The 13,736-nt window shown below is 57.3% G+C and carries 17 protein-coding genes; 10 read left to right on the top strand and 7 right to left on the bottom strand.

The features are described from left to right. Positions 1-14 precede the first annotated feature (14 nt). Positions 15-614: a DUF1134 domain-containing protein gene (locus tag NBG89_RS12125; protein WP_431320165.1), complete on the bottom strand. Its 600-nt coding sequence runs from the start codon at positions 612-614 to the stop codon at positions 15-17. Positions 615-804: 190 nt separating this feature from the next. On the opposite strand from NBG89_RS12125, the gene chpT reads away from it, so the two are divergent. Continuing rightward, the gene (gene chpT / locus NBG89_RS12120; protein WP_431322680.1) at positions 805-1,452 is read left to right on the top strand and encodes a histidine phosphotransferase ChpT; all 648 of its coding nucleotides are present in this window, start codon (positions 805-807) and stop codon (positions 1,450-1,452) included. A 112-nt stretch (positions 1,453-1,564) separates the two neighbouring features. Next, the gene (locus NBG89_RS12115) at positions 1,565-1,927 is read left to right on the top strand and encodes a response regulator (protein WP_088695066.1); all 363 of its coding nucleotides are present in this window, start codon (positions 1,565-1,567) and stop codon (positions 1,925-1,927) included. 134 nt (positions 1,928-2,061) lie between these two features. Here NBG89_RS12115 and ctrA read toward each other — a convergent pair whose 3' ends face one another. Next, positions 2,062-2,763 carry a response regulator transcription factor CtrA gene (gene ctrA, locus NBG89_RS12110; protein WP_003542362.1) on the bottom strand — a complete coding sequence of 234 codons (702 nt, stop codon included), beginning with the start codon at positions 2,761-2,763 and terminating at the stop codon, positions 2,062-2,064. A gap of 442 nt (positions 2,764-3,205) precedes the next feature. Here ctrA and NBG89_RS12105 point away from each other — a divergent pair, with 442 nt between their 5' ends. Next, entirely contained in the window at positions 3,206-3,556 is a 351-nt protein-coding gene (locus NBG89_RS12105) for a hypothetical protein (RefSeq protein WP_007790305.1), read from the top strand. A gap of 103 nt (positions 3,557-3,659) precedes the next feature. Here the strand turns inward: NBG89_RS12105 and NBG89_RS12100 are convergent, their stop codons facing one another. Next, complete coding sequence (locus tag NBG89_RS12100; protein ID WP_088695065.1) at positions 3,660-3,941, bottom strand: GNAT family N-acetyltransferase; 282 nt, start codon at positions 3,939-3,941, stop codon at positions 3,660-3,662. Positions 3,942-4,263: 322 nt separating this feature from the next. Beyond that, positions 4,264-4,539 carry a DUF1153 domain-containing protein gene (locus NBG89_RS12095; RefSeq protein WP_007533628.1) on the bottom strand — a complete coding sequence of 92 codons (276 nt, stop codon included), beginning with the start codon at positions 4,537-4,539 and terminating at the stop codon, positions 4,264-4,266. Between the two features lie 404 nt (positions 4,540-4,943). Between NBG89_RS12095 and NBG89_RS12090 the strand changes: the two genes are divergently transcribed. Continuing rightward, a complete protein-coding gene (locus tag NBG89_RS12090; protein ID WP_431320164.1) occupies positions 4,944-5,684 on the top strand; it encodes a LuxR C-terminal-related transcriptional regulator in 741 nt (246 codons plus the stop codon). 16 nt (positions 5,685-5,700) lie between these two features. Here the strand turns inward: NBG89_RS12090 and NBG89_RS12085 are convergent, their stop codons facing one another. The 3 genes from NBG89_RS12085 to cysQ all read right to left on the bottom strand — a co-directional run bounded on the left by NBG89_RS12085 (position 5,701) and on the right by cysQ (position 7,663). Beyond that, positions 5,701-6,117, bottom strand: a complete 417-nt coding sequence (locus NBG89_RS12085; RefSeq protein WP_431320163.1) for a hypothetical protein — start codon at positions 6,115-6,117, stop codon at positions 5,701-5,703. A 58-nt stretch (positions 6,118-6,175) separates the two neighbouring features. Continuing rightward, entirely contained in the window at positions 6,176-6,739 is a 564-nt protein-coding gene (locus tag NBG89_RS12080; RefSeq protein ID WP_431320162.1) for a DUF2793 domain-containing protein, read from the bottom strand. Between the two features lie 129 nt (positions 6,740-6,868). Next, positions 6,869-7,663, bottom strand: a complete 795-nt coding sequence (cysQ, locus tag NBG89_RS12075; protein WP_431320161.1) for a 3'(2'),5'-bisphosphate nucleotidase CysQ — start codon at positions 7,661-7,663, stop codon at positions 6,869-6,871. A gap of 443 nt (positions 7,664-8,106) precedes the next feature. Here cysQ and NBG89_RS12070 point away from each other — a divergent pair, with 443 nt between their 5' ends. The 6 genes from NBG89_RS12070 (at position 8,107) to NBG89_RS12045 (ending at position 13,633) form a co-directional block, all read left to right on the top strand. Then, entirely contained in the window at positions 8,107-9,009 is a 903-nt protein-coding gene (locus tag NBG89_RS12070; protein WP_088695062.1) for a branched-chain amino acid ABC transporter permease, read from the top strand. Positions 9,010-9,013: 4 nt separating this feature from the next. Then, positions 9,014-10,408 (top strand): high-affinity branched-chain amino acid ABC transporter permease LivM, encoded by a 1,395-nt coding sequence (gene livM / locus NBG89_RS12065; RefSeq protein WP_431320160.1) that lies wholly within the window; start codon positions 9,014-9,016, stop codon positions 10,406-10,408. A 20-nt stretch (positions 10,409-10,428) separates the two neighbouring features. Continuing rightward, positions 10,429-11,283, top strand: coding sequence for an ABC transporter ATP-binding protein (locus tag NBG89_RS12060; protein WP_431320159.1), 855 nt, complete (start codon positions 10,429-10,431; stop codon positions 11,281-11,283). Further along, entirely contained in the window at positions 11,283-12,011 is a 729-nt protein-coding gene (locus NBG89_RS12055) for an ABC transporter ATP-binding protein (RefSeq protein ID WP_007533642.1), read from the top strand. Before NBG89_RS12060 ends, NBG89_RS12055 begins: the two co-directional genes overlap by 1 nt. 24 nt (positions 12,012-12,035) lie before the next feature. Next, the gene (locus NBG89_RS12050; protein WP_088695058.1) at positions 12,036-12,389 is read left to right on the top strand and encodes a DUF6867 family protein; all 354 of its coding nucleotides are present in this window, start codon (positions 12,036-12,038) and stop codon (positions 12,387-12,389) included. 119 nt (positions 12,390-12,508) lie between these two features. Beyond that, entirely contained in the window at positions 12,509-13,633 is a 1,125-nt protein-coding gene (locus tag NBG89_RS12045) for a branched-chain amino acid ABC transporter substrate-binding protein (protein ID WP_088695057.1), read from the top strand. Positions 13,634-13,736 lie beyond the last annotated feature (103 nt).

The raw sequence follows: 13,736 nt of genomic DNA, 5'->3' as shown, positions 1-13,736 counted from the left end.
AGCGCGGATGGAAATCAGAAAGGATTCCAGGTTGGGTTCGGCGTTACCTTGAGGTAGCCGACATTCAGTCCGAGGCGCGCGCCGACGCCGGTGCGGATCGGCACGACAAGCACGTTCTCGTTCTTGAGAAGCGTCATGCCGAAGCCAGCGATCACGAAGGCCTGACCGCTGACGCCGCCGAAGCGGGCGTAGATGGCGTCTGTCGAGGGCAGGTCATAGACCAGCATCATGACTCGCGTGCCCTGACCGCCATAGTCGATACCGAGCGACGGACCCTGCCAGTAGAGCGGATGTTCGCCAGCATTCTTTGTGTTCAACTGGCCCTCGCCGTATGTGAGGCCGGCGATGAAGGCGCCAGAGCCTTCCTGGCCGAGAATGTAGCCGTTCGGAAGGCCGTATTTCTGAAAAGCCGCTTCGATCACCTTGGCCAGCCCGCCACTCGTCGAGCCGAAGAACGAGTGCCCGGCGTCGACGATTTCCTGCATGGAGTACTGGCCGCCGTTGGACTGTTGCTGTGCCGTTGCCTTGGTCGGAACAAGGATGAGGGGCGAAAGGGTCAGCGCAACAAAGAGTCGGCAGATGGCGGAAAATCTTCCGAGGAAATGGGAGCGCATGGTGTCATCCGTTCATCATGGTCGGTACGATGAGCCGTTTCCGGCGTTTGATTCATTTTGCGCGTATGGTCTTAACAATCGGTTTACCAAATATGGTGTCATTATGGCGCCGAGTACGGCCGCAAACTTCGCGCAATTTTGATGATGCAAGATAGATGGCGGAATGATCTTGCCGCCCCTGGAGACGATGATGTCGAAGAATCCAAACCTCACCCTGACCGGCCCGGACCTGGCAGCGCTTCTGTGCAGTCGCGTCTGCCATGACGTTATCTCGCCGGTCGGTGCAATCAACAACGGTCTGGAGCTTCTGGACGAGGGCGGCGCCGATGCCGACGCGATGGATCTTATCAGGACAAGCGCGCTCAACGCCTCTGTCCGTCTGAAGTTCGCCCGGCTTGCCTTTGGTGCTTCCGGATCGGTCGGGGCTTCGATCGATACCGGCGAAGCCGAACGCGCGGCGAAGGACTTCGCAGCCGCCGAGAAGAAGACCGAGGTTGTCTGGACTGGTCCGCGTGCGATCATCGCCAAGAACCGCGTCAAGTTGCTGCTCAATCTCTTCCTGGTGGCCTATTCGTCGATTCCACGCGGCGGCGTCATCGAAGTCACGCTTGAGAACCCCGAGCTTGACGCAAAATTCAAGATTGTCGCGAAGGGCAAGCTGATGCGCCTGCCGCCGAAATTCGTGGAGATTTCGATCGGGGAAATCGAGGAAGCCATCGATGCCCATTCGATCCAGCCGTATTATACGGTGCTGCTCGCTGACGAATGCGGCATGGCGCTCGGCCACGGCGCAACCACGGAAGAGCTGACATTTACCGCTGACGTTGTCGCTGTTTGATGAAGACCTCGGCCCGTTTCGGCTCGTCGAGGTAATAAATCCTTAGCCTAATGTTTCTATCCTTGGCTGGGTAAGACGCCAGCCGGGACAGAAGCTGGGGCAAGGAGCAGCCATGCAGAGGTTTATGATCGCCGACTCGTCGGATGTCGTTCGGAAGGTGGGAAAGCGCATCCTTTCCGAGCTCGACTTTATGGTCAGTGAAGCCTCGAGCGCCGTTGAAGCTCTCGCCAGCTGCCAGGTTCAACTCCCCGAATACCTCATCGTCGATTCCGGTATGGACAATGCACTCGAGCTGATTTCGACCATTCGCGGCATGGAAGGCGGCAAGGAGGTCAAGATCTACTATTGCGTGGTCGAGGCCGATCTCAAGAAGCTGATGATGGGCAAGCGGGCAGGGGCGACTGATTTTCTGCTCAAGCCGTTCGACCGCAAGATTCTCACGGCCGTTTTCGGCAACCGTGCGATCGCCGCATAGTTTCCAAGATCTCTCAGCCGATCGAAGCCGCCTCCGGGCGGCTTTTCGATGTGTCCAAAACGGCTTGCATGCCAAAAACAGAAATCCCGCCACAACGGACGGGATTGCTTTGAGCTGGCAAAGGGGATGAAACGTTAGGCGGTTTCGGCGTACTCGGCACCATCCGGCTCGCGCAGAACGTAGCCGCGGCCCCAGACAGTTTCGATATAATTTGCGCCGCCGGCAGCATTTGCGAGCTTCTTGCGCAGCTTGCAGATAAAGACGTCGATGATCTTCAGTTCCGGCTCGTCCATACCGCCGTAGAGGTGGTTCAGGAACATTTCCTTGGTGAGCGTGGTGCCCTTGCGGAGCGAAAGCAGCTCCAGCATCTGGTATTCCTTGCCCGTCAGGTGGACGCGCTGGCCGCCGACTTCGACGGTCTTTGCATCGAGGTTAACGATCAGCTCGCCGGTCATAATAACGGACTGGGCATGGCCCTTGGAACGGCGGACAATCGCATGAATGCGCGCGACCAGCTCGTCCTTGTGGAACGGTTTGGTCATGTAGTCGTCAGCGCCGAAACCAAGGCCGCGAACCTTGTCTTCAATGCCGGCCATACCGGACAGAATCAGGATCGGTGTCTTGACCTTGGACAGGCGCAAAGTGCGAAGCACTTCATATCCGGACATGTCGGGAAGGTTCAAATCGAGAAGGATGATGTCGTAATCATACAACTTCCCGAGGTCGACGCCTTCTTCACCGAGATCGGTGGTGTAGACGTTAAAACTTTCTGATTTGAGCATCAATTCGATGCTCTGCGCTGTCGCGCTATCATCTTCGATGAGTAGTACCCGCATTCTTATCCCCTTTACCGCCGCCGAAAGGTGGTCTGGCCCCCTACGCGATACCGAATATGTCACTGCGTGATTTGGAAGCTGCCACGAAATGGTTAACAAATTCTGATTCACTCTGGCAAGAGGTAATCAATTTATTAAATAATTTGTCCATTCCGCTGTTTTCCAACGAGAATTCGCAAAGCCAAATCCTTAACTTTTACATTAAGAACGGCTGGTAAGCGATTCATTCGACTCACCAATGAAACGGTATCGGAAATCGCGTAGTTGTGTTTACCGACCCTTAAATCATCGGCACTATCATTAACGATGCCCGTAAACGAAAGGTTACCAGCGGTAGGTTTTTGTTAATACCGACGGAAATTTTTTCGGCAGTCCGTGTCAAAGCGGCCCGCCGGGGCGATTTAAAGTGGAGCAGGGGTCTCGCATCACTGGAGTAATGCGTATGAAGTCGCGTGAGAGCCTAGTTCGCCTGAAGGAATTTCAGGTGAACGAAAAACGTCGCCAACTGCAGCAATTGCAGATGATGATGTCCGAATTTGAGCGGATGACGAAGGATCTGGAGAGCCAGATCGTCGTCGAAGAGAAGAAGTCCGGCATTTCCGACCCGAATCACTTCGCCTATCCGACTTTCGCGAAGGCAGCTCGCCAACGCGCGGATAATCTTCAGGTCTCGATCAAGGAGCTGAAGATGCAGGAAGAGTCCCTGGAACAGGCGCTCGAAGAGATGCAGGCGGAATATGCACGTGCAGCCGCGCTGGAAGAGCGCGACGGCGCAGTCCGGGCAAGAGCCTGAAGGCAGGAAACGGGCGCAACTTGGCGCTTGGGCATCGCCTCGAAAAAAGCCATGCATGATGGGCTGTCGCGTCCGTCATACATGGCTTTTCGTGTTTGCAACGCTAGCCGTTGACGACGTCGCGCCATTCCTCGTGACGTTGTGCCTGCGCCTTGAAGAAAGGGCATAGCGGAAAGATCTTCCATCCGCCTTTGCGTGCTTCCTCGACTGCATGCAGCGCAAGTGCCTGGCCAACGCCTTTGCCGCGCAACGCATCGGGAACGCCGGTGTGGTCAATGATGACGAGTTTGGGCGAAGTGCGGGAGTAGGTCATTTCGGCCTGGTGGCCTTCCACCTCTGCGACGTAGCGGCCGCCGGAAGCGTTCTCTTCGTTCTTGATGTCCATTGCCATTCCTCATCAATATTTCGCTGTTGGTGGAAATTGGCATGTCGTCTCAGCCGCGCCAAGCCGGCCGGCAAGGACACTGTGTTCGATTGAGACGCACGGTAGGGGAGATTGCTGCCGGTACCAGGCCGGCAGCGATTTCTGGTCACCGATCGAGTTCCTGCCGAGTGGTCCATGGGGCAGAAAAGCTATGGTGAGGCTTCTAGCAGCTGATGGAAGCAGGGCATCATCTGGCTGCGTTAATGATTTCGGGCCGTCTGTGGATCCTCCTCAGGAGATCCAATCGGCCCGAAACGTAGAATTCGTTGCCCGAAAGGGCTTGTCAGTGACGATACTGCTGGATGCGCGTTGTGCGCAAACCGGCAAGGCCGTGGCTGTTAATGGAAGACTGCCAGGACAGAAACTCTTCGACAGTCAACGTGTAACGCTCGCAGGCTTCTTCCAAGCTCAACAGGCCACCACGAACGGCCGCTACAACCTCTGCTTTGCGGCGGATAACCCAGCGCCTTGTGTTCGGCGGCGGCAAATCCGCAATCGTCAGCGGGCTGCCATCGGGGCCGATGACATATTTTACTCGGGGACGTATCATTTCGGTCATTGGACTCTCTACACAACTCAAGACCACGGCAGCCACTCTAGCTTGTCACATTTAAGAATTGCCTAAGCGCATCGTAACACTTTGATAAGAAATTTAGGCGTCGACCGGCCAAGAAGCGATTTGCGTCCGTTGCAGACTTCCCCGGCGTAAATTTGTGGTGAGCGCATAGGAGCCATGCGTAATGGTCGGTGGGCAATTGATAATCGCCAATTTATAAGCGCTGCAACATAGTTGTGAGCGCAAGAATTCGTCTCCGTTCTTACTGTAGTGTCCGGAATGACTAAGGCTGTTTGCTTCGTATCCTTTTGATACGGAGGCTTTTGCTTTTCTCGGATGCTGTGCGACCTCTCTAGGGTCGGCAGATGAAGAAGTCGAGCCGAAGGTTGCCGCCGAGGGACAAGAGAATGAAGAGACAAGAACGTGCCGTCCGCGACGGCGCGGGCGATACTGTTTTTTCGCGGATCGCGTCTGGGCAGAAAATGTCCATGGAACGATTCAGCGACTACGTCGCCGAAATAGCAACAGAGGCTGGATTCAATCACTACTTGCTGGCCGAATTTCCGCGCGGAGACCGCAGTGGCTTCGTCAGCAACTATCTTGTCGGCAATTGGCCACAAGAGCTCATCAATTTCTATGAGGAAACAGACCTCTTCTATTGCTGCAAGCTTCTCGCTGCTCTCAAAAGGACGGCGATGCCGGTCTTTTGCGATAACCCGCCTTTCGAGAGCGCGGCGGCAAATCAAGAGAACCAGCAGCTGACGACACTCTTCAGGGTGCATGGCCTGAAAAGCACCTTTGCGTTTGCTTTGCATGACATGCATTTGCGGCAGTACGTTTTTGTGTTCTCGGGGGATCGCGTGCGCCTAACTCGTGCGGAGGCGATGGAGCAGGTTTTTCGCGCGATGGAATTCCTAGAGTTATACGGACAGCAGAACCCTCCGGAGCAGCCCACGGAAAGCCTCAGCAGCCGGGAAGTCGAATGCCTGCGCTGGTCGGCTGCGGGAAAGAGCAGTGAAGAGATCGCGATTATTCTTGATCTCTCCGCCCATACAGTCGTCGGCTATTTGAAGAGTGCGATGCGAAAGCTCGATTCCGTCAATCGCATGCAGGCAATTGCCCGCGCATTCCGCTATCGCCTGCTCTAGGCATCATCGATCTAATTTACGGCATGATTGCTGAGAGTTCGGTCTTCGTGGCTCCAAACTCATATTGCGCACTGCCGTCATGCAGGAGGGCCAGCCAATCCCCTTCAGTCAGTGACACCAGCGCGCACGCAGTATGACGCGCCACGCCAGCCGAAGCCGGGCCAACAGCGGATGCAAGTGCCGTTGTGCCGTTTGCTTCTACCACTGCCGCGTGCCCGTAAGAAGATAATGTGCTTGCTGTCAGCAGCAGGATGTAGAGACCGGTCTCCGGAATAAGCAGGCGATCGCCGACGCCGGACAAAACGACCGGGCCGAGGGTGAAGCCACCCTGCAGCACATGAAAATCGCTGAAACCGGTTCGGCTGCCGGATGCCGGTGTGGATGTTCCTGCGGCCAAGGACACCCGCGCGGTCGGCCTTGCTGGAGTTCTCACGGCACCTCGGGGTGAAATTGTCAGAGCAGTCAGCCAATCGCTGCCGTCGCCGCTGACCTTAACGGAAAACTCGTCGCTTCCGGCGAGACCCATTTCCGCCCGACCCGACCATGCAGTCTGAAACAGCAGGGTGCCCGTTTCCGCGGTGGCGGACTTGTTCACCTTCAACTGGTGTCCAGTGCCAGAATGAGTTGAAGAGACTTGCGTCCGAAGCGACTGACAGGCGGTTAACAGCATCGGGCGATGTGTTGACGCCGATCATGGGAACGGAACCGTCGTCATCAAGCGATATCGCCCGCCACGCGTCGTTGCTGAGGGCACGGAGTTGGCCTTGCGTCATGAAAAAGGCGCGCCAGCCCGTCTTCGGCTCGATGTAGATGCAGGCGCCGTCCTGGCGGAGGGCCAGCATTCCGTCCTTTCCGGACCACGCGCCACCGGCTCCTTCGGCAACAAGATAGCATTGCCCCTCGGAAGCGTCAGACGGTGGAAGGGAGGGCTCGCCCGCGATCGAGAGTTGGATTATGGCATCGAGACGTTGCAGCGCCTCGTTGTGGGTCACGTGCTTCTGTGCCTGGGACGGCAGGATGTAGGGCAGGGCGAGATTGTTCGTCTGGTCAGACACGGCTTGCAGCTCCCGGAATCGCCGGCGCAGCCCGGCGTGGTTTCATTCACCGAGGCTCCTAGATGCGGTGAACGGGGCGTGGACCGCGAGGCGCGCGTCCTGCTGATTTTGCTTGGTTTTTCGACGGGGTTATGCCCGCTGCAGCGCGGATTTGGTGCTGCCCCAGGAAATGAAGCTCGGGTTGGCGAAGTCGCTGTCATGCGCCTGTGAGGTCTTGCCGTAGGTCAGCGGCAATCCGTCCAGCGTGACCGTCGAGCCGCCCGCGGCGCGCAGCACGGCGTCGCCGGCAGCCGTATCCCACTCCATCGTGCGCGTGAAGCGCGGATAGACGTCAGCCAGCCCTTCGGCCAGCATGCAGAATTTCAGGGAAGAACCGATGTTGGTGCATCGCGAGATGGCGTTTGCCGCAAGAAAGGCGTCCGTCTCGGGGCTGTTGTGGGATCTGCTTGCCAACGCCGTCCGGTCGGACGGTTGCGAGCGCACCTGGATAGCTGTCCGCCGGCTCACGTGAAAATGCTCATCGACCAAGAGCTTCTCGGCCCTGTCGTTCTCGCCGGCAAAGGCGACGCCAAGGGCAGGGGCGTAGACGATCCCGGCAAGAGGGCGTCCGTCGCTGATGAAGGCGATATTCACGGTGAATTCGGGCCGCTTGTCGATGAATTCCCGAGTGCCGTCCAGCGGGTCCACAAGGAAGAACGACCTGCCGATCACAGGGGTGTTGCCAGCCGCCACCGATTCTTCCGCGATAATCGGCGTGTTGGGGAAGGCTGCTTCAAGCTGTGCGATGATAATGCGCTCGGCCCGCTCGTCGGCGATGGTGACCGGGCTGTTGTCAGCCTTCCTGGCCGACGGGCATCCCTCAAGGTACACCTGCATGATTTCCTTGCCCGCTTCGAGAGCGGCGCGCTCAAATGTTTCGAGCATTGCTCGCCTTCCGGATGTCACATGTCGCGCCTGTGTAAAGCGCTTTGCTCTATATAGGCAATTCTTCCGGCGATGGGAATCGTATCCCGCGTAAGTTCGTCGTGTGCATTTGGTCGCGTTTCAAAAATGCGAAGCGATGCTTCCATGAAGAGAATTCCAGCTACGTGCAGCTGGCAGCGACTGGTCTCCGGTGGCGATGTTCTGCGGCATCTGTGCCGTTTACAGTCAAAAAGCGCTTTCTTGAGCTCTGCGTGCCAAAAAAAGCGAATTCCTGACCGTAAAAAAGTCATTTTCACTAAAACGGCAAAGAACTTTGGAGCTTTGCGATTTTGCACTTCCCTTTTGGTTTGAAAGCGGTATGAAATCCTTAATCAAGGGCTCATCAAAGGCTCTAATAACAAGAGATGCCGGCTGAAGCGGTCTGCATCCAGGGGAAATGACATATGGAATATTTTGTCCAGCAGCTCGTTAATGGGCTGACTCTTGGATCCATCTATGGCCTTGTGGCTATTGGCTATACGATGGTTTACGGCATTATCGGCATGATCAACTTCGCCCATGGCGATATCTTCATGCTTGGCGGTTTTGCCGGCCTTATTGTCTTTCTCGTCCTCACTTCCATGTTCGCGGGCCTTCCGGTTGCAGTTCTGCTTCTGGTCATGCTGCTCATTGCGATGCTGATGACGAGTTTGTGGAACTGGACGATTGAGCGCGTTGCTTATCGTCCGCTGCGTGGATCCTTCCGTCTCGCGCCGCTGATCACCGCGATTGGCATGTCGATCACGCTGTCGAACTTCATTCAGGTCACGCAGGGTCCGCGCAACAAGCCGATTCCGCCGCTGGTCAGCACCGTCTACAACATTGCCGGCATTTCCATTTCGCTGAAGCAGATCGTCATTATCCTCATTACGGTCGTGCTGCTGACGGTGTTCTGGTATCTCGTCAATCACACGTCTCTCGGCCGTGCCCAGCGCGCAACCGAGCAGGACCGCAAGATGGCGGCTCTTTTGGGCGTCAATGTCGATCAGACGATTTCCATCACCTTCATCATGGGTGCGGCGCTCGCTGCGGTCGCGGGCACGATGTATCTGATGTATTATGGTGTCGTGAACTTCAACGATGGCTTCGTACCGGGTGTGAAGGCGTTCACCGCGGCCGTTCTCGGCGGCATCGGTTCGCTTCCAGGCGCTGTTCTGGGCGGGTTGATGATTGGCCTGATCGAGTCGCTGTGGTCGGCTTACTTCACCATCGCGTACAAGGATGTGGCGACATTCGCCATCCTCGCTTTCGTGCTGATCTTCAAGCCGACGGGTATCCTGGGCCGGCCGGAAGTCGAGAAGGTTTAACGTCATGGAAAATGTTGTACGTTCCGCTGACAAGCCCGCCAAAGCCGGACTTGTCCAGACGGGTATTAAAGAAGCCCTGTTCGCAGCCCTGATCGCGTTCGGCATGTTCGTGCTGTATGTCGGTCTGAAGACCGATCAGAACATCAGCAACGAACTCATCATTGTTCAGCGCTGGGGCCTCCTGGCCATCTTCGTCGCGATTGCTGCCGTCGGCCGCTTCCTGATGGTCGTTTTTGTGAAGCCGCATCTGGATGCCCGCAAGCTGAAAAAGGCACGCAGTGGCGAGCTGGACATCTCGACCGAGAAGGGCTTTTTTCACACGCATTTTCTGAAGATCGCGCTCGTGGCGCTGCTGCTCTATCCCCCGTTCATCTATGCTGTTGCTGGCCCGCAGGGTTCGCTGAAGTGGGTGGATAACTTTGGTATCCAGATCCTGATCTACGTGATGCTGGCCTGGGGGCTGAACATCGTTGTCGGTCTCGCCGGCCTGCTCGATCTCGGTTACGTCGCGTTCTACGCAATCGGAGCGTATTCTTACGCGCTTCTATCCAGCTATTTCGGACTGTCGTTCTGGGTGCTGCTGCCTCTGTCCGGTATTTTGGCAGCGCTGTGGGGTGTCATTCTGGGCTTCCCTGTCCTGCGCCTGCGTGGTGACTACCTCGCGATCGTGACACTCGCTTTCGGTGAAATCATTCGTCTCGTGATTATCAACTGGACGGATCTCACCAAGGGCACGTTCGGCATCTCGGGTATCCCAAAGGCAACGCTTTTTGGCATTCCCTTTGATGCGAGCGCCGGCGGCTTTGCGAAGCTCTTCCATCTTCCGATGTCCTCGGCCTACTACAAGATCTTTCTGTTCTACCTGATCCTGGCCCTTTGCATGCTGACCGCCTATGTGACGATCCGCCTGCGCCGGATGCCGATTGGCCGCGCATGGGAAGCCCTGCGCGAGGATGAAATCGCCTGCCGCTCCCTTGGCATCAACACGACGACGACGAAGCTCACGGCCTTTGCAACGGGCGCCATGTTTGGCGGCTTCGCGGGCTCCTTCTTTGCTGCCCGCCAAGGCTTCGTTTCTCCAGAATCGTTTGTCTTCCTGGAATCGGCTGTCATCCTCGCCATCGTCGTCCTCGGCGGCATGGGTTCGCTGACGGGTATTGCGATTGCCGCAATCGTCATGGTCGGCGGCACGGAACTGCTGCGTGAGATGGATTTCCTGAAAGCGATTTTCGGACCGGACTTCACACCCGAGCTCTATCGCATGCTGCTGTTCGGTTTGGCGATGGTCGTCGTGATGCTGATCAAGCCGCGCGGTTTCGTGGGATCGCGTGAACCGACAGCCTTCCTCAAGGAGCGCAAGGCCGTATCCGGAAGCTTCACCAAGGAGGGCCACGGTTGATGAGCTCTCAGGAAATCAATATGACCAGCGATACTCTGCTCAAGGTCGAGCACCTGTCGATGAAGTTCGGCGGCCTGATGGCGATTAACGACTTCTCATTTGAAGCCAAGCGCGGCGACATTACCGCACTCATCGGCCCGAACGGTGCCGGCAAGACGACGGTCTTCAATTGTATCACCGGCTTTTACAAGCCAACGATGGGGATGATCACGCTGAAGCAGAAGGGCGGCAAGGAGTTCTTGCTGGAACGCCTTCCGGACTTCCGAATTACCAAAGAAGCTAAGGTCGCCCGCACGTTCCAGAACATTCGGCTGTTTTCCGGCCTGACGGTTCTCGAAAATCTACTCGTCGCCCAGCACAACAAGCTGATGAAGGCGTCCGGGTTCACCTTGATGGGTCTCGTGGGCATCGGGCCGTATCGGACCGAGGCGAAGAACGCCATCGAACTGGCGCGCCACTGGCTTCAGAAGGCTGATCTCATCGATCGCGCCGATGACCCGGCTGGTGATCTGCCTTACGGCGCTCAGCGCCGGCTCGAGATTGCGCGCGCCATGTGTACCGAACCGGAGCTTCTGTGCCTCGACGAGCCCGCCGCTGGCCTCAATCCCCGCGAGTCGGCTGCGCTGAACGCGCTGCTGCGCAGCATCCGTACGGACAGCGGCACGTCGATCCTGCTGATTGAGCACGACATGTCGGTGGTCATGGAAATTTCCGACCATGTCGTCGTGCTAGAATACGGCCAGAAGATTTCCGACGGCACGCCTGAAGAAGTGAAGCACGATCCGCGGGTTATCGCGGCCTATCTCGGTGTCGAGGACGAGGAAGTGGAAGAAGTGATTGCAGCCGTAGAGAACCTCGAAGGAGGCTCGCACTAATGACTGGTCAGCCACTTCTAAACGTTCAGGGCGTTGAAACCTATTACGGCAACATCCGGGCCCTGGCCGGAATCGACGTCGAGGTCCATCGGGGCGAGATCGTCAGCCTGATCGGTGCCAACGGCGCCGGCAAGTCGACGCTGATGATGACGATTTGCGGAAGCCCGCAGGCACGCGCCGGCTCGGTGATCTTCGATGGGCAAAACATCACGCGTTTGCCCACGCACGAGATTGCACGGCTGCGCATCGCCCAGTCGCCGGAGGGGCGGCGTATTTTCCCGCGCATGACCGTCATGGAAAACCTCCAGATGGGTGCCGGCCTCGACAATCTGAAATACTTCAAAGAGGACGTCGAGAAAGTCTTTGCGATGTTTCCGCGCCTTAAGGAGCGGCAGGGCCAGCGCGGCGGCACGCTATCGGGCGGCGAGCAGCAGATGCTTTCGATCGGTCGCGCGCTGATGGCGCGTCCGAAGCTTCTGCTCCTCGATGAGCCCTCGCTTGGTCTTGCTCCGCTGATCGTCAAGGGCATTTTCGAGGCGATCAAGAAGTTGAACAAGGAAGAGGGGTTGACCGTCTTCCTCGTGGAGCAGAACGCTTTTGCAGCACTGCGCTTGTCGGACCGCGCCTATGTCATGGTCAACGGCAAGGTCACTATGAGCGGTTCCGGTGCGGAGCTGCTGGCTAATCCGGAAGTTCGTGCCGCCTATCTTGAAGGCGGGCGTCATTGAGCATGACGAAGAGGAGACTTTGATATGCAGGGACTTTTCTTTGAGGGCGATACGGGTGTGCGCAGCGCCATTCGGCTTTTTGTCGTGCTGATCGGGTTCTGGACGGCGTGGCGGGCCGGCAGAGCCGCGGCGGAGAGCTGGAGCGGCTATCCTCTGGTGATCGCCTATACGGTTCTGCTCGCCGGCGCGATGCAATTCCTGCATCACGCACTGTTCGATGGACCGGTCCTCAGTCTCTTTTACTATGTGATCGACTTCGTCCTTCTTTTGATCTTCTCGACGGCTGGCTATCGCTATCGCCGGACCAATCAGATGGTCAATAACTACTACTGGCTATACCAAAAGACGTCCCCCTTCTCCTGGAAGGCAAAACATTGACAGCCGGTTGAATCTAGGGACAGATTGCCCCTTCGAGTGGAACAAGTTTCCTGGCGCAGTAAAGTGGGTAATGCGCCGGGTAGTGGAACAGAACCCGCTAAAAAATTGGGAGTAATAGAATGAAAAAGTCTCTCCTGTCGGCTGTAGCTCTGACGGCGATGGTCGCCTTCAGCGGCAACGCATGGGCCGACATCATCGTTGGCGTTGCTGGTCCGCTGACCGGCCCGAACGCCGCCTTCGGCGCTCAGCTCCAGAAGGGCGCAGAGCAGGCGGCCGCCGACATCAACGCTGCTGGCGGCATCAACGGCGAGCAGGTCAAGATCGTACTCGGCGACGACGTTTCCGACCCGAAGCAGGGCATCTCGGTTGCGAACAAGTTCGCTGCTGACGGCGTCAAGTTCGTTATCGGCCACTTCAACTCGGGCGTTTCGATCCCGGCTTCCGAAGTCTACGCTGAAAACGGCATGCTCGAAATCACCCCGGCCGCTACGAACCCGAAGTTCACCGAGCGCGGTCTCTGGAACACGTTCCGTACCTGCGGCCGTGACGACCAGCAGGGTGCAATCGCCGGCAAGTATCTTGCTGACCACTTCAAGGACGCCAAGATCGCTGTCGTTCACGACAAGACGCCTTACGGCCAGGGTCTCGCTGACGAAACCAAGAAGTCTCTGAACGCTGCTGGCGTTACCGAAGCCCTCTACGAAGGCATCAACGTTGGTGACAAGGACTTCTCGGCCCTCATCGCCAAGATGAAGGAAGCCGGCGTGTCGATCATCTATTGGGGTGGTCTCCACACCGAAGCTGGTCTGATCATCCGTCAGGCTGCAGACCAGGGCCTCAAGGCTACGCTGGTTTCCGGTGATGGTATCGTTTCGAACGAACTGGCATCGATCGCTGGCGACGCAGTTGCCGGCACGCTGAACACCTTCGGTCCCGATCCGACGCTTAACCCGGCCAACAAGGACCTCGTTGCGAAGTTCAAGGCCGCCGGCTTCAACCCGGAAGCGTATACGCTCTACTCCTACGCTGCACTCCAGTCGATCGCTGGCGGTGCGAAGGCTGCTGGTTCGACGGACGCAGAAGCCGTTGCCGCTGCACTGAAGGCAAAAGGCCCGTTCCCGACCGTTCTCGGCGACATGTCGTTCGACGAAAAGGGCGACCCGAAGCTTCCCGGCTACATCATGTACGAGTGGAAGAAGGGTCCGGACGGCAAGTACAGCTACTTCCCGCAGGAAGCCAAGTAAGGGTTCATCCCCGCTTGTGCAGATTTTGGAAGCCCGGTCGCAAGACCGGGCTTCTTCCGTTTGGCCCGTCGGTCTTTTTGCGCTACTGGCTAGAAGGCCAATC

The sequence above is a fragment of the Rhizobium sp. YTU87027 genome (assembly GCF_050644135.1).
Lineage (GTDB): Bacteria > Pseudomonadota > Alphaproteobacteria > Rhizobiales > Rhizobiaceae > Rhizobium.
This window is presented reverse-complemented; position numbering and strand designations above follow the sequence as displayed.